The organism is Clostridium felsineum DSM 794, from assembly GCF_002006355.2.
GTDB classification, from domain to species: domain Bacteria; phylum Bacillota; class Clostridia; order Clostridiales; family Clostridiaceae; genus Clostridium_S; species Clostridium_S felsineum.
Window position 1 is genome coordinate 3,671,011 of sequence record NZ_CP096980.1, and the last position, 22,257, is coordinate 3,693,267.

2 protein-coding genes are annotated in these 22,257 nt (G+C 34.7%); both read right to left on the reverse strand.

The window, feature by feature from the left end:
* Positions 1 to 42 precede the first annotated feature (42 nt).
* Positions 43 to 8,658 carry a fibronectin type III domain-containing protein gene (locus CLFE_RS17345; RefSeq protein WP_077894142.1) on the reverse strand — a complete coding sequence of 2,872 codons (8,616 nt, stop codon included), beginning with the start codon at positions 8,656 to 8,658 and terminating at the stop codon, positions 43 to 45.
* A 294-nt stretch (positions 8,659 to 8,952) separates the two neighbouring features.
* Complete coding sequence (locus CLFE_RS17350) at positions 8,953 to 22,023, reverse strand: fibronectin type III domain-containing protein (protein WP_077894143.1); 13,071 nt, start codon at positions 22,021 to 22,023, stop codon at positions 8,953 to 8,955.
* Between the last annotated feature and the right edge of the window lie 234 nt (positions 22,024 to 22,257).

Consider the following 22,257-nt stretch of genomic DNA (forward strand, 5'->3'; position numbering starts at 1 on the left):
TTCCAGCAAATTTGAAACCTTTATTGCTTGATGATTTTTACATTAATGTGTTATATGTTGTGATATTATTTTTAAGTCTTCATTATCAACCTTGTCATCACCATTAACATCTGGAGTATAACTTCCCCATTTACTAGGATCAGTTCCTACAAGTCTTGAAGCTATTGCTTCATCATCTACTGTCACTTTACCATCTCCATTAACATCACCTGTTACAATTTGAAAATCCTGTCCTGAACATGTTGCCTCATATATTTTATCATTTCCATCGCCAACTATTGCATCAGTTACTGTTATTTTTCCTTGTTGTACATCTTGATTAACCTTAAATGTTAGCTTTATTATATTTAACTGTCCACTAATGTTGTTCTCTTGTCCATTACTTCCACCTATAATTTGAATTTGCCCATCATTCATATTTTCCTCATCTGAGATTCCAAACTTATCATTATTAGTGGCTTCTGTACTAACAAGTTTAAATGCTTTTGTATCATATTGAATACATATATCTTCACTGCTAATATCGTTACAATTTTTCATCATAACATATACAACAAGTGTTGAACCTGAAGAAATTGTAGTTTTATCACTTTGAATACTAATTGCTATTGGTAATAATAGAGTATTTGTGCTCAAGTTACTCCATATCCCCGTACCAGCTGTGGTTAATGCTCTAACTCTATAGTTATGACTTGTTCCTGCCGTTAAACCAGAAACCACATAGCTTGTTCCTGTTATTCCTGTTGTTACTGTACCATCTACTTCTATATCATAACTTATTGCTCCTGCTACTGCTGTCCAAGCAATTGTCATAGATGAAGTATCAACTGTTGAAGTCACATTTGTTACAACACTTAAAGTAGTTTTAGTTACTATATCACTCCATACCCCTACTCCTGCTGCTGTTGTTACTCTTACTCTGTAAGTATGATCTGTTCCTGGTGCAAGTCCTGTTATCACGTAATTTGTTCCTGCTATTCCTGTTATTACTTTGCCATCTACTTCTACATCATAACTTATTGCTCCTGCTACTGCTGTCCATCCTACTGTTAATGATGTACTATCTGGTGTTGATACTATACCTCCAACTACGCTTAAGGTTGTTTTAGTTACTATATCACTCCATACTCCTACTCCTGCTGCTGTTATTACTCTTACTCTGTAAGTATGATCTGTTCCTGGTGTAAGTCCTGTTATCACGTAATTTGTTCCTGCTATTCCTGTTATTACTTTCCCATCTACTTCTACATCGTAACTTATTGCTCCTGCTACTGCTGTCCATCCTACTGTTAGTGATGTACTATCTGGTGTTGATACTATACCTCCAACTACACTTAAGGTTGTTTTAGTTACTATATCACTCCATACTCCTACTCCTGCTGCTGTTATTACTCTTACTCTGTAGGTATGATCTGTTCCTGGTGTAAGTCCTGTTATCACGTAATTTGTCCCTGCTATTCCTGTTATTACTTTCCCATCTACTTCTACATCATAACTTATTGCTCCTGCTACTGCTGTCCATCCTACTGTTAATGATGTACTATCTGGTGTTGATACTATACCTCCAACTACACTTAAGGTTGTTTGGCTTATAACTTCACTCCATACTCCTACACCATCTACTGTTATTGGCCTTATTCTATAACTAACTGCTATTCCTGGTTGAAGCCCTGTTATCTCATAACTTGTTCCCGTTATTCCACTTATTACTTTTCCATCTATTTCTATATCATAGCCTGTAGCACCTGCAACTCCTTGCCAACTTACATTAACTGATGTATCTGTTGGTACTGCTGTAATATTACCTTGAGTTATTACATCTAGTGTAGTTTTAACTATAGGACTACTCCAATCACCTACACCACCTTCTGTTGTTGGTCTTATTCTATAAGTATGCGTTACTCCTGGCTGTAAATTAGTTGCTACATAACTTGTAATATTTCCAACACTTACTATAGTTCCATCTACTTCTACATCATAACCTGCAGCACCTGCAATTCCTTGCCAAGATAGATTTACAGATGTACCTGTTACTATTGCTGCAACACCATTTGAAGGTATAATATTCAAATCTGCCTTAACTATAGGATTACTCCAATCACCTATACCATTACTAGTATTAACTCTTACTTTATAGGTATAAGTTGTTCCTGGTGTAAGTCCTGTAATTACATAATTTGTTCCTGTTATTCCTGAAATTATAGTTCCATTTACTTCTATATCGTAACTTGCTGCTCCAGAGGCTGCTGTCCAACTTACTGTCATTGAATTATTATTTAAAACAGCTGTTACATTATTTACAACACCTATAGTTGTTTCAGTTACCAATTGACTCCAATCACTTATTCCCGCAGATGTGACTACTCTAACTTTGTAAGAATAATCTGTTCCTGGTGTAAGTCCTGTAATTACATAACTATTACTTGTTATTCCTGTAATTACTTTGCCATCTACTTCTATATCATAACTTATTGCTCCAACTACTGCTGCCCAACTTGCAGTTATCGATGTACTGGATACACTTGATGTTACGTTGCTTACAATTGTTATAGTTGTTCCTGTTGTAAGTGTTGTCCATTCTCCTATTCCTGCTGCTGTTACTACCCTCACTCTATAAGAATGATCTGTTCCTGGAGTTAAACCTGTTATTACATAGCTTGTATTGGTTATTCCTGCGATTACTTTACCATCTACTTCTATATCATAACTTGTTGCTCCAGCTACTGCTGTCCAATTTACTGTCATTGAAGTACTTGTAACTGTTGATGTTACATTCGTTATTATACTTAAAGTCGATTGAGTTACTAATTTGTTCCAATCACTTGTTCCTTCTGAAAATATTACTCTTACTCTATAAGTATGATCTGTTCCTGCTGTTAAACCTGTAATTATATAATTTGTTCCTGTTACCCCTGTGATTACCTTGCCATCTACTTCTACATCATAACTTACTGCTCCAGTTACTGCTGCCCAATTTAATGTTATTGATGTGCTTGTAACTGCTGTTGTTACATTTCCTACAACATTTAATGTAGATTTTGTTGTTATCTCATTCCAATCTCCTACTCCTGCTGCTGTTATTACTCTTATTCTGTAGCTATGACTTGTTCCTGGATTTAAATCCTTGATTACATAACTCGTTCCTGTTATTCCCGTGATTGACTTTCCATCTACCTCTACATCATAACTTACTGCCCCAACTGCTGCTGTCCAATTTAACGTTATTGATGTACTACTTGCTACCGTTGTTACATTTCCTATCATACTTACCGTAGTAGCAGTTGTAAGTTCTGTCCAATCTCCTGTTCCTGCTGCTGTTATTACTCTTACTCTGTAAGTATGATCTGTTCCTGCTGTTAAATCTGATATTACATAACTCGTACTTGTTATACCTGTAATTACCTTGCCATCTACTTCTACATCATAACTTACTGCTCCAGTTACTGCTGCCCAATTTACGGTTATTGATGTACTTCCTGCTGCTGTTGTTACATTACTTACGATACTCAAGGTTGATTGTGTTACTAATGCAGTCCAATCTCCCACTCCGGCACTTATATCAGCTCTAACTCTATAAGAATATGCTGTTCCTGGTGTCAAGCCTGTAATAGTGTATTTTGTGTCTGTTATTCCCGTGATAACTTTACCATCTATTTCTATATCGTATCCTGTTGCTCCAGCTACTTTATCCCAGCTAACTGTTATTGATGTACTGGATGAAATTGATGTTACGTTACTTACCACATCTAATGTCACTTTACTATATAAGTCAGTCCATTCTCCTGTTCCCGCTGCTGTTATTACTCTTACTCTATAAGTATGCTTTGTTCCAACTGTCAAATCTGATATTACATAGCTTGTACTTGTTATCCCTGTGATTACCTTGCCGTCTACTTCTATATCGTAACTTATTGCTCCAGCTACTGCTGCCCAGCTTGCTGTTATTGATGTACTGGCTGCTACTGCTGTTACATTTGTTACTACACTCAAAGTAGATTTAGTTGTTAATTCATTCCAATCGCTTGTTCCTTCTGAAAATACTGCCCTAACTCTATAACTGTGACTTGTTCCTGGTGTTAAGCCTGCGATTTCATAGCTTGTTCCTGTTATTCCTGTGATTACTTTTCCATCTACCTCTATATCATATCCTGTTGCTCCAGTTACTGCTGCCCAATTTACGGTTATAGTTGTACTCCCTGCTACTGATGTCACTCCTGTTACTATACTTAAAGTAGATTTAGTTGTTAAATCCGTCCACACTCCTACTCCTGCTGTTGTTATTACTCTTACTCTATAAGTATGATCTGTTCCAGCCGTTAAACCTTCTATTACATAGCTTGTTCCTGTTATTCCTGTGATTACTTTTCCATCTACTTCTACATCATAACTTACTGCTCCTTCTACTTTGTCCCAGTTTACTGTTATTGATGTACTGGCTGCAATTGACGTTACATTGCTTACCACACTTAAGGTTGTCTCACTTTCAACTTCACTCCATTCACCTGCTCCTGCTGCACTAATTGCTCTAATCCTATAGGCATGAGTTGTTCCTGGCGTTAACCCTGTGATTCCGTAGTTTGTACCTGTTATCCCTGTAATTACTTTGCCATCTACTTCTATATCATATCCTGTTGCTCCAGCTACTGCTGTCCAATTTACTGTTATAGATGTGCTATCGACTGTAGCCGTTATATTGCTCACCACGCTCAAAGTAACTTTAGTTGTTAAATCCGTCCAATCTCCTACTCCTGCTGAAGTTGTTACTCTAACTCTATAAGTATGGCTTGTTCCTGCTGTTAGACCTGTTATTTCATAGCTTGTACCTGTTATCCCTGTAATTATTTTGCCATCTACCTCTATATCATAACTCGTAGACCCATCTACTTTATCCCAATTAACTGTTATTGACGTGCTGCTAACTACTGATGTCACTCCTGTTACTACACTTAAAGTAGATTTAGTTGTTAAACCTGTCCAATCTCCTATACCAGCTAAAGTTGTTACTCTAACCCTATAGGTATGACTTGTTCCGGCTGTTAATCCTGTTATTTCATAGCTTGTACCTGTTATCCCTGTGATTACCTTGCCATCCACTTCTATGTCATAGCTTACTGCTGCGTCTACCTTATCCCAACTTACATTTATTGAATTACTTGTTACTGTTGCTTGAACATTTGTCACTACACTTAATGTAGTTTTTGTTGCAAGTTCTGTCCATTCTCCCACGCCTGCTGCTGTTATTACTCTTACTCTATAACTATGTACTGTTCCTGCTTCTAAACCTGAGATTATATAGTTTGTTCCTGTTATGCCTGTAATTACTTTACCATCCACTTCTATGTCATAACTCACCGCTCCGTCTATTTTATCCCAACTTACATTTATTGAATTACTTGTTACTGTTGAAATTACATTAGTTACTACACTTAAAGTTACTTTAGTAGTTAAATCTGTCCAATCTCCTGTACCTGCTGCTGTTGTAACTCTAACCCTATAGCTGTGACTTGTTCCAGGAGTCAAACCTGTTATTTCATAACCTGTACTTGTTAGCCCTGTAATTACTTTTCCATCTACTTCTATATCATAACTAGTGGCTCCATCTACCTTATCCCAACTTACATTTATTGAATTACTTGTTACTGTTGAAGTTACATTCACTACTGTACTTAAGGTTGTAACACTAGTTAGCTCACTAAAATCTCCTACTCCATCCATAAATTCTGCCCTTACTCTATATGTATGGGTAGTTCCTGGTGTTAAACCTGTTATCTCATAGTTTGTACTTGTTATTCCTGTGACTAACTTTCCGTCTACCTCCACATCATAGCTTACCGCTCCACTTATAGCATCCCAATTCAGTTTTATAGAAGTACTTGTAACTGAATTTTTAATTCCTGTTACTAAATTCAAAGTGGTTTTACTTGAAAGTATACTCCAATCACCTGTTCCTGCTGTTGTTATTGCTCTAACCCTATAAGTATGACTTGTTCCTGGAAGTAATCCTTTAACCTCATAATTTGTATCTGTTAATCCTATAATTAAATTACCATCCACTTCTACTTCATAACTCGTAGCTCCATTAACTGCATCCCAAGTTAGTTTTAGTGATGTACTTGTTACGGTTGCATTAACATTACTTACCACACTTAAGGTTGATTGGCTTACAGCTTGACTCCAATCACTTGCCATATTAGATGTCTTTGCTCTTACTCTAAAAGTATGGTTTGTACCAGCTGTTAAGCCTGTACAATTATAGCTTGTATTATTCCCCGCATCTATTACTTTGCCATCTATTTCTATATCATATCCTACTGCTCCTAATGATTCATTCCAAGTTATTTTCATAGATGTACTGGTTATATCACTAACATTTAATCCATCAGGTATTTCAACAGGAAAATTAGGTTTAGGCAACTTTGTTAAATATGGATATTGCGTATCTTTACTCCATGTTGATGTAAAGTCCCAATTTGAATAAGTTTCCTTATTATATAAATCTTTAGTATCCTTTGCCTCGCCACTAGGATTTTTAATACCTGAGATTCTACTATCAAAATAACCATTTGTTACTGTTGTAGATGTACCAGAAATTCCTCCTACATTTGTTCCTGTACCAATTGTTTTAGCTGCTGAATAACTACTTGTAATGGTTGTATTTCCATTTCCAAGTATTCCTCCTACATAAGAATTTCCTGATATTGTTCCTAAACTAAAACAATCCTTCACAGTTCCTGAACTAGAATTCCCAAGTATTCCTCCTACATTATTGGCTCCTGTTATTGTACCTGAGAAATATACTTCAGAGATATCTCCTTGAAAAGATCCTACAATACCTCCTATATTACTACTTTTTGCATTTACATTTCCTAGTACATAACAATCTTTTATTGTACCTGTAAGACTTCCAACAAGTCCACCCACACTGTCACCTTTTCCAATGACATTAATGTTAGAATAAGAATTTGTTATAGTTACATTACTTCCAATTCCTATTAATCCTCCAGTGCACCCAGAACCCGATACAGTTCCATCTATAACTGAACAATTATCAATAGTACTTCCACCATAAACATTTGATGCTAATGCTCCTGTATAACTACCATCTGAAATATTTACATTTTTTATGTTTAGATTTTTTATTGTTCCACCTTTAACGCATCCAAATAATCCATTTGTATAGTCACCAGAAAAATTTTCAATAGAATGTCCATTGCCATCAAAAATCCCTGTGAAAGGTACTGCACTATTACTACCAATAGCTGTCCAATCAATGTTAGCTATATCAATGTCATTTGCCAATTTGTAGCTTGCACCAACTTCATACTTTATATTTTGAAGTTGTTTAGTATTGCTTATTATATAAGGATCATCAGTTGTACCTTTTCCAGAAGCAACTTCTCCTGTAGGTGCAGCTTCCACTTCATCAGGCTTCTTAACAGCTTTTAAATATGGATAAGATGTTCCTTCATCAATTGCCCATATACCTGATAAATCCCAATCCTTAAAGGTACTCGACATTTTCATAGCCGTAGATAGTTTACTTATATCATATACACTTTGAGGTGCATACTTACTAGCTACACCGTCGTAGTAGCTACTAATTATTGTTGTATTGGTTCCTGATAATCCTCCACTGCCCGTTCCTGTTACAATTATTCTTCCCGATGAGTAGCAATTTTGTATGGTAGCATTAGAACTTCCACCTTCTGTTCCAGCATTATATCCTTGTAATCCACCTACATAATTTCTTCCCTTAACTACTCCTAGATTAAAGCTGTCCTTTATAACATTATCTGAACTTGAATATCCAACAATTCCTCCTACGTCATCTCCAGCAGCTGCAACACCACCAGTATCATAACATTGGTCAATTTGTCCATGAAGCCATCCGGCTAATCCACCTACATAGCTTCCATTGGAACTAACATCGCTAGTTGTATACGATTTAGATATGTCTCCTTCTTCCTTACCAACAAGACTTCCTGTATAATTACCACTTTGACCTATTACCTCTGCAGTTACATAACAACTAGTGATATTTCCTGTAAGATTACCTGCAATTCCACCTGCATTATCACCTTTTGCTGTTACACTAACTGAAGAATAAGAATTACTAATGCTTAGTCCACTTGCTTCACCTACTAAACCACCAGTATTTCCACTTCCAGTAACACTTCCCTCAGCTGAACAATTATCAATAATACTTGTTCCTGATATGCTACCAGCTATAGCTCCTGTGTAATTCTGACCATTAATGTTTACACCCTTTATGCTTAGGTTCTTTATTGTTCCATTATTCACATAACCAAACAATGAGTTCCCATCAACATTAACCTTTGTAATTGAAAGATTTGTTATAACATGTCCGCCTCCATCAAAGCTCCCACTAAACTGAGCCGTACTATTCCCTATTGGTGTCCATTCAACATTACCAAGATCAATATCACAACCTAATTTATAATTTGCAGATAAATTACTGCTAATCTCTTGCAGTTGCGCTTTGGATGTTACTACATAAGGATCATTTAAAGCTCCTGTTCCTGTTCCGGAGAAAGCGTATATCTTATTAGAACCAATAATTTCAATAAAAATAGTTCCAAACAATAACGTTATAAAAAACAAAAAGACTTTATATTCTTTTAGTTTTTTACTCTCCAATAATTTCTCACCTCACTTAAAATCTCTTATATTTTTTGTAGAATAGTTGTTATATCCTCCTTCCTCATTTTTATAGATAAATAATATAAGTAAAATTTTTATTACATTTATTTGTATTTTTTCATTATTTTTTATTATTTATCTAATTTTAATTTTAGTTGTAATTTAAAGTATTGTAAAGAAATTATTACTATTGAATTTATCATCTATACAATATACTAAAATAACAAAAAAACTGCTCTAAAAATGAATATATCTCATCTTTAGAACAGCTTTTTGTTTACTTATTTTTATTTACTTCTGCTTATTTCTACTAGCTATCATTGCTTTAGCTACATATTGTCTATCCAGGTCGTCTACTTTTCCATCTCCGTTTACGTCTGGGTTATAATTTCCCCATTTATCTTTTGTTGTTCCTATAAGTCTTGATACTATATTGACATCTAGCATATCTATTTTTCCGTCTCCATTTACATCACAATTTATTATGCTAAAATTTTGACCTGAGCACGCTGCTGTATAGTTTTTACCATCTTTATCTGAAATACTACCTTGAGTTACACTAATTGCTCCATTTCCGGATGCATTTTTAGCTTTAAATGTAAGTTTAAATAATTTACTGTCAGAATTCAATGCACTATCTCCTGTAGTTCCACCTAAAATTCTCACAGAACCTGCTGTAGAATCATCTGCATAATAAACTTGGTTTACATTTGAATCTACTGGTTCTGCACTAACGTAGGTAAATAAATTTGAATCATACTGTACAGTTATATCCTCTGAAATTATATTCACTACATTTTTCATGTCTACAATTACTGTAAAAGTATCTCCTGCCATTAAATTATTATTGTCTGCTTCAACACTCAAGTTAGGCGCTGGCAATAATTTTCCTGTAACAACATCGTTCCAATCTCCAAATACACTTGATATTTTAGCTCTTATTCTAAAATTGTATGTGGTATTAGCATCTCCTTTAATTGTATATGTTGTACTATTTCCATTGTCTATTACATTACCGTTTATCTCAACATCATAGCCTGTTGCTCCATCTACTGCATCCCATTTTAATTCTATTGAACTATATGTTGCTTGTACTGTTGTATTTTTTACTTTATCGATTGCCTGCGTACTTCCGTTAATTACGTCACTCCACTGTCCTATTGTATCTTCTGATTTAGCTCTTATTCTGAAAGTATGACTTGATCCTATAGCTAATCCATCTACTTTATAGCTTGTATTATTTCCATTATCTAACACCTTACCATCTACTTCAATATCATACCCTGTTGCTCCTTCTATTGCCTTCCAAGCTAATTCTATTGAAGTATGTGTTGTAGTTGTAGTTACATCTGTTGGAGTTATTACTGCCAAGGTTGTTTTGTTTATTAAATCACTCCACTCACCAACTGTATTGCTTGCCTTTGCTCTTACTCTAAAAGTATGCTTTGTTCCTGGATTAAGACCATCCACTTCATAAGCTGTACTATTTCCATTATCTATTGTTTTTCCATCAATCTCTACATCATAGCCATCTGCTCCATTTACTGTATTCCAAGTATATTTAATAGAAGATGCACTCACTGTTGCATTGATATTATTGGGAGTTATAACCGCTAAAGTTGTTTTATCTATTTCATCACTCCATTGTCCTATTGTATCTAAAGTCTTAGCCCTTAATCTAAACTTATGGTCAGTACCACTTGTTAAACCATCTGCTTCATATACTGTGCTATTTCCATTGTCTATTACATTACCATCAAATTCAACATCATAACCTGTTGCTCCTATTATTGCCTGCCATGTTAATCTTATAGTTGTATCATTCACTGAAGAAGTTACTGAATCCTTTGATATCACACCTAAAGTTGTCTTATGTGTCATATCACTCCAGTCACCAAAAGCATCACTAGTTTTTTCTCTTATTCTAAAGGTATGTGTTGTTCCTGCTGTCAAACCATCAGCTTCATAGGTTGTACTGTTTCCATTATCTATTACTTTTCCATCAAATTCTACATCATAGCCAGATATACCATTAACTGCATTCCAAGTATATTTTATTGTTGTATTTGTTACTAAAGCTGTTACATTATCTAATGATATTACACCTAAAGTTGTTTTTGTTACATTTTCACTCCACTCACCAATTGAATCAGATGTTTTTGCTCTTACTCTAAAGGTATGTGTTGTTCCTATATTTAAGCCAGTAAGTTCATATGAAGTACTGTTTCCATTGTCTACTACTTTTCCGTCTACCTCCACATCATAACCTGTTGCTCCTTTAACTCCTAACCAACTCAATTTTATTGAACTATCTGTTGAAGCTACTGTTATATCACTTGAGGAAAGCTTAGATAAAATAGTTCTTGAAATTGGCATGCTCCAATCTCCAGCTCCATTATCTATCTTTGCTCTTATTCTGAAGGTATGCGTTACACCTTCCTCTACATTTGTGAATTCATATGAAGTATTGTTTCCATTGTCTACTACTGTGCCATCTACCTCTACATCATAGCCTGTTGCTCCATCTACTTTGTTCCAATTAAGTTTTATTGATGATGAAGTAGTTTCTACTGTAACATCCTTAATTGCAATTATTGATAATGTAGCTTTGTTTATTGGTACGCTCCATTCTCCTGTACCTTCTCCGGTTTTTGCTCTTATTCTAAAAACATGATTTGTTCCTGGAGTTAAATTATTAACTTGATAGTTTGTATTGCTTCCTGCATCTACTACTGTACCATCTACCTCTACATCATAACCTGTTGCTCCCGTAACTGCTCCCCAATTTAAACTTATTGTTGTTCCTGTTGCTGTTGCTGAAACATTACTTGCTGCTACTACTGCTAGTGTGGTTTTAGTTACAGTTTCGCTCCATTCTCCAACGCCTAAAGATGTCTTACCTCTTATTCTATAATGATGAGTTACTCCTGTTTCTAAATTATCAGCTTCATAAACAGTACTATTTCCATTGTCTATTATTTTACCATCTACTTCTATATCGTAACCTGTTGCTCCATTAATTGCTGTCCAACTTAATTTTACTGATGTATCTGTTACTAATGATGTTATATCTTTCTCTTTTAGTGTATCTAATGTTGTCTTTAATATTTTATCACTGAACTCCCCAACACCTGATGCCGTTTTAGGTCTTATTCTATATGTGTGGGTTATTCCTGGATTGAGTCCATCAGCTTCATAAACAGTACTATTTCCATTGTCTACTATTTTACCATCTACTTCTACATCATAGCCTGTTGCTCCATCTACTGCTGTCCATTCAAGTTTAACTGATGTACCTGTTACCTCTGATGCTACAGTACTAATGTCTATTACTGATAGTGTTGTTTTTACTATTTTATCACTGAAATCTCCTATTGTATCTGCTGTTTTAGGTCTTATTCTGTAGGTATGAGTTATTCCCACATCAAGTCCTGTGGCTATATAAACAGTACTACTTCCATTGTCAATTACTTTACCATCTACTTCTACATCATAACCTGTTGCTCCTGCTACTGCTGTCCAACTTAGTTTTACTGATGTACCGGTTACTACTTCCGACACATTGTCTGTACTTATAGCTCCTAATGCTGTTCTATTAATAATAGTACTCCAATCTCCACAACCATTATCTGTTTTAGCTCTTATTCTAAATACATGTGTGCTTCCTACTGTCAAGTTAGTCATTTCATATGAGGTACTATTACCATTATCTATTGTCTTACCATCTACTTCTATGTCATAACCTGTTGCTCCTGTAACTCCTGCCCAATTTAATTTTATTGATGTTCCTGTTACTATTGTAGTTACATCACTTTCCTTAACCACTGCTAAGGTTGTTTTTGTTATTTTATCGCTAAAGTTTCCTATTGTATCTGCTGTTTTAGGTCTTACTCTGTAAGTATGAGTTATACCTGACTCTAAACCATCAGCCTCATATGAAGTATTGTTTCCATTATCAATTATTTGTCCATCTACTTCTACATCATAGCCTGTTGCTCCTATAACTGGAGTCCAACTTAATTTTACTGATGTATCTGTAGCAGAAGCTGTTATATCATTTACTGATATTGTTGATAAAACAGTTTTAGTTATAAAATCTCCAAATTCTCCTACTCCACTATCTGATTTTGCTCTCACTCTAAATTTCAAGACTGATCCAGATACTAGATTTTCTGCAGTATAAGTAGTGTTACTACCTACATCAATTACTTGTCCATTCACTTCTATATCATAGCCTGTTGCTCCTGTAACTGCTGTCCAATTTATCTGAACTGATGTATCTGTAACATTAGTCTTTATACTGTCTGTAGAAATTTTATCTAACGCTACTTTAGTTATTGGGTCACTAAAATCTCCAACTCCAGAAGCTGTCTTTGGTCTTATTCTATAAGTATGTGCTGTTCCTGCTTTTAAGTTGTCAGCTTCATATACTAGACTATTTCCATTATCGATTGTTTGCCCATCTATTTCTACATCATAGCCTGTTGCTCCTGTAACTGCTGCCCAACTTAACTTTATTGATGTTCCTGTTACTGTTGTAGTTACACCTGTTATTGAATCTAGCGTTGTTTTTGTAATGTCACCACTCCATTGTCCTATTGTATCTGCATTTTTTGCTCTTACTTTATATACATGGGTTATTCCTGCTTGTAAACCTGATGCTGAATAGGTTGTACTATTTCCATTGTCAATTACTTTACCATCTACTTCTACATCATATCCTGTTGCTCCATTAACTCCTGCCCATGTCAAGTTTACTGATGTACCTGTAACAACTGCTTTTATGCTGTCACTTGATATTATTCCTAAAGTAGTTTTAAAAATAGGTACACTCCAAATTGCAGTTCCACTTGCTGATCTTGCTCTTATTCTAAATTCACAAGTAGTTCCTGCTATTAATTTAGATAATTGATAACTAGTACTACTGCCATTATCAATTATTTGTCCATTTACCTCTATATCATAGCCTGTTGCTCCATTAACTGCTGCCCAACTTAAATTTATTGTGCTATCTGTAACTACTGCTGTTACATCACTAGAAGCTATTGAACATAAAATAGTTCTTGTTATACTATCACTAAATTGTCCTACAGTATCTTGTGATTTTGCTCTTATTCTATAAGTGTGTGTTGAACCATTATCTAAATTTTGTGCTGTATAAACCGTGCTATTTCCATTGTCGATTGTTTGTCCATCTATTTCTACATCATATCCTGTTGCTCCTGTAATAGCTGTCCAACTTAAACTTATCGCTCCATTTGAAACAACTACATTTACATCATTTGGTGTTAATACTGATAATGCTGTTTTACTTATTTTATCACTGAAGTTTCCTACTGTATCTGCTGTTTTTGGTCTTATTCTATAAACATGAGTTGTTCCTAGCTGTAAATTTTTCACTGTATAGCTTGTATTGTTTCCATTATCAATTACTTGTCCATCTATTTCTACATCATAGCCCGTTGCTCCTGTTATTGCTGTCCAACTTAAATTCATTGAAGTTCCTGTTACTGCTATATTTACATCCTTAACCAAAATTGTATCTAAAGCTGTTTTGGTAGTTGTGGCACTCCAATCTCCTACTCCATCTGCTGTTATTACTCTTACTCTAAAGGTATGAGTTGTTCCTGCCACTAAATCCTTTGCTTCATAGCTAGTCATTGTTCCATTCTCTACTACTTTTCCATCCACTTCTATTTCATAACCTGTTGCTCCTGGTACAGCTAACCATGAAACATCTATAGTTTTTCCTGTTACACTTGAAGTTACATTTCCTACTTCGCCTGGAGTTGTTTTAGTCTGAAGATCACTCCATTCACCATTACCATTATCTGTTCTTATTCTTACCCTATAGCTGTGACTTGTTCCTGGTGTTAAACCATCAATTTCATAGCTAGTATTGTTTCCTGCATCTATTATATTTCCATCTACTTCTATATCATAACCTGTGGCTCCTGTAACTGCTGCCCAGCTTAATTTTATAGTAGTACTTGTTACTATTGCCGCTACATTTCCTAAATCATTTGGTGTACTTTGTGTGATTAAATCTGTCCAAGCTCCTACTCCATCCTTTGTTCTTAGTCTAACTCTAAAAGTATGACTTGTACCTGGAGTTAAATTTCTTGCTGTATAAGTTATGTCTGTACCATTATCTATAACTTTTCCATCTACTTCTATATCATAGCCTGCTACTCCACGTATTGGATTCCACTGCAATCTTATGCTGGTACCTGTTGTTTTAACAACTTGAAAACCATCTACAGTTTTTGTCTGATCTCCTGAACCTGGAAATAGCGGTATTGATAATCTTTTAAGGTATGGATAAGCTTTATCAATGCCCCAAGTAAATACAAAATCCCAACCTAAATAGGTTGCCTGACTTTGCAAATCGGCGGTAACTTTTGCTTGATCAGTAGGTGTTTTTATTCCTGCTGCTGTAGTATCAAAATAACTTTTTACTATTGTAGCTGCTGATGATGCTGTAATTCCTCCTACATTTGCTCCTGTTGCTGTTACTTTTCCAGCTGCGTAACAATTAGTTATTTTAGCACTTCCATTTCCTTGTATTCCACCTATATAATTTGTTCCACTTACATCGCCTATATTAAAACTATCTTGAATTGTACTTGAACTTGAATTTCCTACTAATCCTCCTATGTTGTTTACTCCTTTAATAGTTCCTGTGGAGTAAGCTTGTGATATTTGTCCTTGTAGTACTCCTGCAAGTCCTCCTACATTATTAGCTGCATTGGAAGTTACATTACCATTAGAATATGAACCTGTTATATTTCCTGTTATGCTTCCAACAAGTCCTCCTACATTATTACCATCTGATACTACATCTCCAATTGTATAGCAATTAGTTATATTTCCTGAAAGACTTCCAGTTAGTCCTCCTACATTGTCATTTTTTCCTGTTACTGTTACTGTTGAAGATGAATTACTTATATTTAAACCAGTTCCATAACCAACTAATCCTCCTACATAATTTCCTCCTGAAACAGTACCATCTATTGCTAAACATCCATCAATTGTGCTTGTTCCTGATGCATTTGCTACTAAGGCTGCTGCATAATCTCCGCCTAATATGTTAGTATTTTTCATAACAACAGCTCTTATAGTTGCACCTTTAATATATCCAAATAAAGCATTTACATTAACTCCTGGGTTATCCATAGAAAGATTCTTTATGGAGTATCCATCTCCATCAAAGCTTCCTATAAACTGTGCTGAGCTATTTCCTATTGGTGTCCAATTTACTCCTGTAAGATCAATATCCCCGCCAAGCTTGTAATATGCTCCTAAATCATACTTCATATTTTCTAATTGTTCTACTGTTGTTATAATATATGGATCGTCCTTAGTTCCTTTTCCAACTGAACTATTTTGAGAAATTACATTTACAGAGTTTGGTCTAGTTACATTTTTAAGATAAGGATAAGATTTTCCTTCATCTATTCCCCAGGTATTAATAAATTCCCAATTTTTAAAGGTTTCTTGCCATTCCATTTCTGAAGTAATCCTACTTATGTCATTCGAATTTTGTGGAACATATCCACTTGCCATTCCATCATAATAACTGCTGGTTATAGTTGCTGAGCTTCCTGTAAGTCCACCTACATAACTTCCAGTTGCTATTATCTTTCCAGTAGAATAGCAATAATTTATATTAGAACTTGAATATACATATCCTTCTATTCCTCCAACATAAGAGTTTCCTGTTACTTTAGCCATGTTAAAGCTATTTTTTATTGTACCTGAATACATATATCCAACAAGTCCACCTACACAGTTTCCTGTAGAAGTTGTACTCCCCTGTACTAATATTGAAGTAACACTACCTGTTGCATAAGATTGATCAATTGTTCCATTAATCCATCCTATAATTCCTCCAACATCTTCTCCGTTAGCTGTTACATTATTAGTTGTATAACACTTTGAAATATTTCCTGTTATTTCTCCTACTAGTCCTCCTGTATATCTTCCTGCTTTAGATACTACATCACCAGTAGCATATGAGTTAACTATACTTCCTGTAAGGTTTCCTACTAAACCTCCTGCATTGTCACCATTTACTACTTCACCATTCAAACCAATTCCATCTACAATTGTAACCTTAACAGCTGAATTAGAATTGCTTATATTAAGTCCACTAGCTAATCCAACTAAACCTCCAGTATTTCCGTATGCAGTAATAGTTCCATCTGCTGAACAGTTATCAATTGTGCTTGTTCCTGTTACCACTCCTGCTATAGCACCAGTATCATTTCTACCTATAATATTTACGTTTGATAGTTTCAAATTTTTTATAGTTCCATTATTTACATAGCCAAACAATCCAGTTACATCTGTTCCAAGTCTGTTGGTAGTGAGATTTTCTATAGTATATCCATTTCCATCAAAGGTTCCTGTAAACTCCACATTGCTGTTAATTCCTATTGGTGTCCAATTTATTCCTTTAAGGTCTATATTTGAACCAAGCTTATAGTATGCTGATGGATCACATTGTATGTTTTCAAGCTGCTGAATTGTTGTTATTATATATGGGTCATTAGCTGTTCCTTTTCCTCCTGCAACCTCTCCTGCTGGAACTCCATTTTCTACTGCATCAGGTTTTGGCATATCCTTTAGGTACGGATATGATTTTCCTTCATCTATTGCCCAAGTATTTACAAACTCCCACTTAAGAAAATTACCTTGCTGCTTCATTGATGAGGTTATCTTGCTCACATCATCAGCTGTTTGAGGTGTGTATCCACTTGCTATTGCATCATAGTAGCTGCTGTTTATTGTTACTGATGCAGTATTTCCTGTTAATCCACCTACATAACTTCCAGTAGCTATTATTTTTCCAGTTGAATAACAATAATTCATAGTTACATTTCCTGAGCCTTGTATTCCACCTACATAATTCACTCCAGTTACACTAGCTAAATTAAAGCTATTATTTATTGTTACTGAAGAAGTTACTCCTGCAAGTGCTCCTACATAGCTTCCAGTTGTTGTTACACTTCCAGTTGTATAACACTTATCAATTGTTCCAGAGCTTATATTTCCTGCAAGTGCTCCTACATAGTTTCCAGTTGCATTAGCATTATTTCCAATAGCATTAACATTATTAGTTGTATAACATTTTGTAATATTTCCTGTAATAGCACCTACAAGTCCTCCTATATTGTTACCATTTTTAGAAGTTACATCTCCTGTTGCAAAGCTACTTGTTATCTTTCCTGTAAGGTTTCCTATTAATCCACCTACATTATCACCATTTATTCCATCGCCGTTTACTATCTTTACAGTTACTGAAGAATTAGCATTATTTATTGTTAAACTAGTTGCTGATCCAATTAAGCCTCCAGTATTTCCGTAAGCTGTTATTGTTCCAGATGCTGAGCAATTATCTATTGTACTTTCTCCTACTGAATTTCCAACTAGTGCACCTGTATTATTTCCACCTATGATATTTACACTATCTAGTTTTAAATTCTTTATAGTTGCTCCATTTAAATATCCAAATAAACCTGTTGCAGCATTATTACCTAATTTATTCATAGAAAGATTCTTTATTGAATGTCCATTTCCATCGAATACTCCTGTAAATGGAACAATAGTGTTAATTCCTATTGGTATCCAATTTACTCCTGTTAAATCTATGTCATTTGCAAGTTTATAATGTCCTTTAAGATCATTTGTCATATTCTGAAGCTGCTGTGCTGTACTTATTATATACGGATCATCTGCCGTTCCTTTTCCTCCTGCAACTTCTCCTGTTGGAAGTCCTTTTGTAACTCCTGTTGGTTTTTGCAAAAGCTGAAGATATGGATAAGAAGTAAGTTCATCTATCCTCCAAGTATTTATGAAATCCCACCCTGTATAATTTCCTTGCTGCTTCATTGATGTAGTAATCCTTCCTACATCTACTGCATTTAGGGGTGAAAATCCACTAGAAATGGCATCATAATAACTATTACTTATTATAGTGTCTGTACCTGATAAGCCTCCAACAGCTCCTTGTGCTGTTATCTTTCCTGACGAATAACAATTTTGTATTGTTGCATCACCATACCAATGACCACTCCCATAATAATCTCCAACACCTCTTATGCATCCTTGATCATATCCTTGAATTCCACCTATATAATTTCTTCCTTGAACTGACTTTAAATTAAAACTGTTTTGTAATATATTAGGATTAGAAACATTGTAAGCAGTATACGAATATCCTACTAAGCCTCCTACAATATCCAAGCCAGTTATACTTCCTGCTGTATATGACTGATTCACATCACCCTGAAGATACCCTACTAAGCCTCCTACATAAGAGTCTTGAGCTGTAATATTATTAGAAACAGAACTTTTTGTTATATTTCCTGTTAGAACTCCAACTAAACCTCCTACATAATTTCCTGCTTTAGAAGTTATATCTCCTGTAACACTACATCCTGTTATATTACCACCAAGATCGCCTACTATTCCTCCAAGCCTATTACCCGATGCTGAACCTTTACTATCTCCATTTACTGTGGCACTAACCGAGCAATTGCTTATATTAGTTGCAGCAACTCCCTGTCCTATTAATCCTCCTGTAAAAGTATATCCTGTAACCGCTCCACTAACTGAGCAATTATCTATGGTACTACTTGTACTGTAAGCTGCTAAAGTTCCTGTATAATTACCTCCAATAATATTTACATTATCAAGTTTAAGATTTTTTATTGTTGCTCTACTTAAATAGTTAAATAGACCTGTATAATTTATTCCTAGTCTATTCATAGATAGATTTTTTATTGAGTAACCTGCTCCATCTAAAGTTCCTGTAAATGGCTGATCACTGCTATTTCCCAAAGCTATCCAATTAACTCCTGATAAATCTATATCATTACTAAGTCTATAGCTTGCGCTTAATTGATACTTTATATTTTCAAGCTGCTCTACAGTACTTATTATATAAGGGTCATCCTGTGTTCCATTACCTTTAAGTACCTCTCCATTATTTAGTCCATTAGGTTTTTTTACATTTTTCAAGTATGGATAAGATGTCCCTTCATCAATTGCCCAAGTATTTATAAATTCCCAGTCTATAAACTTGTTTCTATGTTTCATGCTTGATGTTATCATACTACTGATATCCCCAGCATTTTGAGGGGCATATCCACTTGTTATTCCATCATAATAGCTATTAGTTATTCCAGTATTAACACCTGTTAGTCCACCTAAACTTGAACTTCCAGATATTTTTCCCACAGAATAACAATCTACTATACTTGCAATTCCATTTCCTTGAATTCCTCCAACACATGATGTTCCAGTAACAGGAGCAAGATTGAAGCTGTTCTTTATTGATCCTGAATCTACATGTCCTGAGATTCCTCCTATGTTATTTCCTGTAGATATTACATTTCCAGCTGAATAACATTGATCTATTGTTCCACCTAAACAACCTATTAATCCTCCTGTAAAATCTCCTTGAGAACTTACAGTATTTGTTGCATAACTTGTTGTCATATTTCCTCCTAAGACTCCTGCAAGACCTCCAGTATAGGCTCCACTCTTTGAAGTTATATTTCCTGTAGCATACGAATTAGTTATATTTCCTGTAATTTCTCCTACAAGTCCTCCTATTCTATTACCAGAACCTGTTATCACTACTGCTGAATTTGAATTACTCACGTTTAAACTTCCAGTAGCTTGTCCTACAAGTCCTCCAATATAGGAATCTGCTGTACCATTTATACTTGTGTTAATCACTCCATCAACTGAACAATTATCAATTTTACTTGTTCCTGTTACATTTCCAGAAATAGCTCCTATATGTTTTCCACCTATTATATTCACATTGCTTAAAGTTAAATTTTTTACAGTTGCATTACTCATACTGCCAAATAGTCCATTTAGCTCTAAACCAAGTCTATTCATTGAAAGATTTTTTATAGCATGTCCGTTTCCATCTAAAACTCCTACAAAAGGCACACTGTTGTTACCTATTGGTGTCCAATTTAATCCACTTAAGTCTATATCATTTTGAAGTTTATAATGAGCACTTAAATTGTAATTTATATTTTGAAGCTGCTGAACAGTGCTTATTATATAAGGATCTGCTTCAGTTCCACTTCCACTTGTCATCTCTCCTGAAGGAAGACCATCAGTTACTCCACTAGGCTTTTTTAAATCTTTTAAATATGGATAGGACTTTCCTTCATCTATTGCCCACGTGTTTATAAATTCCCAATCGTTAAATGTACTTTGCATTTTCATTGAAGTTGTGGATCTACTTTTGTCATTTGCAGTTTGAGGAATATAACCTGATGCATTTCCATCATAATAGCTACTTGTTACTGTGTTGTTTACACCTGTTATTCCTCCTGCACCAGTTCCAGATGCTGTTATCTTACCAGAAGAATAGCAGTAACTTATGCTGCCATTACCATTTCCTTGTATTCCTCCAACACCTGATGCTCCACTAACTGACGCTAAGTTAAAACTATTTTGTATTGTTCCTGAATATACATTCCCAATAATTCCTCCTATACCACTTCCAGAAGAAGTTACACTTCCTGTTGCATAACACTTATTAACATTTCCATTAATACATCCAGAAACTCCACCTGTATAATCTCCAGCCGAAATTACATTATTGGTTGTATAACTTTGTGTTATATCTCCAGTTATTGCTCCTACAAGTCCTCCTGTATAACTCCCACTTTTAGATACTACATCTGTTATGGCATATGAGGATTTTATATTTCCTACAAGTTGTCCTACAAGTCCACCCACATAATTTCCTTTTCCTGTTACATTTACAGCGGAGTACGAATTGCTTATATTAAGACTATTTGCATTTCCTACTAATCCACCTGTAGTTCCATCAGCTATTATCTTTCCATCAGCTGAGCAGTTGTCAATTGTACTTGTTCCTGTTACGTTAGCTGCTAAAGCTCCAGTATCATTTCCACCTATAATATTTACACTTTTCATATTTAAATTCTTTATAGTTGCAGAATTTATATATGCAAACAATCCATTTTGTCCCAAATCTAACTTGTTTATATAGAGATTTTTTATTGTATGTCCTTTTCCATCTAGTACTCCACTAAATTTAGCTGAACCTGTTCCAATTGGTGTCCATTCAGTTGATTCCAAATCAATATCGCAATTAAGTATATAATTTGCTGTTAAATTATTACTTATTTCTTGAAGTTCAGCTCTTGAAGTTATAACATAAGGATCACTTGTTGTTCCAGTTCCTGAACCTGAAAAAGCATAAACATTTTTAGAATGAGTTACTAACACTAAAGTTAATGCCAGTAAAAACATTAATAAAAAAGAAACTTTTTCACGTTTTCGCTTTAATTTAATTTTCACTATATTCCCCCCTTTTATTTAATTTTATTTTTTTCCTATACGTTTTAGACACCTCCTCATCCTTTATTGAATAAATTTACATATATATAAGTTTATTCAACTACTATTTTAGTTTGTTTAATCGCCTATGTAAACAATACTTTTCATAATATTACTATTTTTAATAAAATTTTATTTTTATATATTCTTTTTAAAAAATATGTAAAATATTATCAATAATATCATTATTCTCAT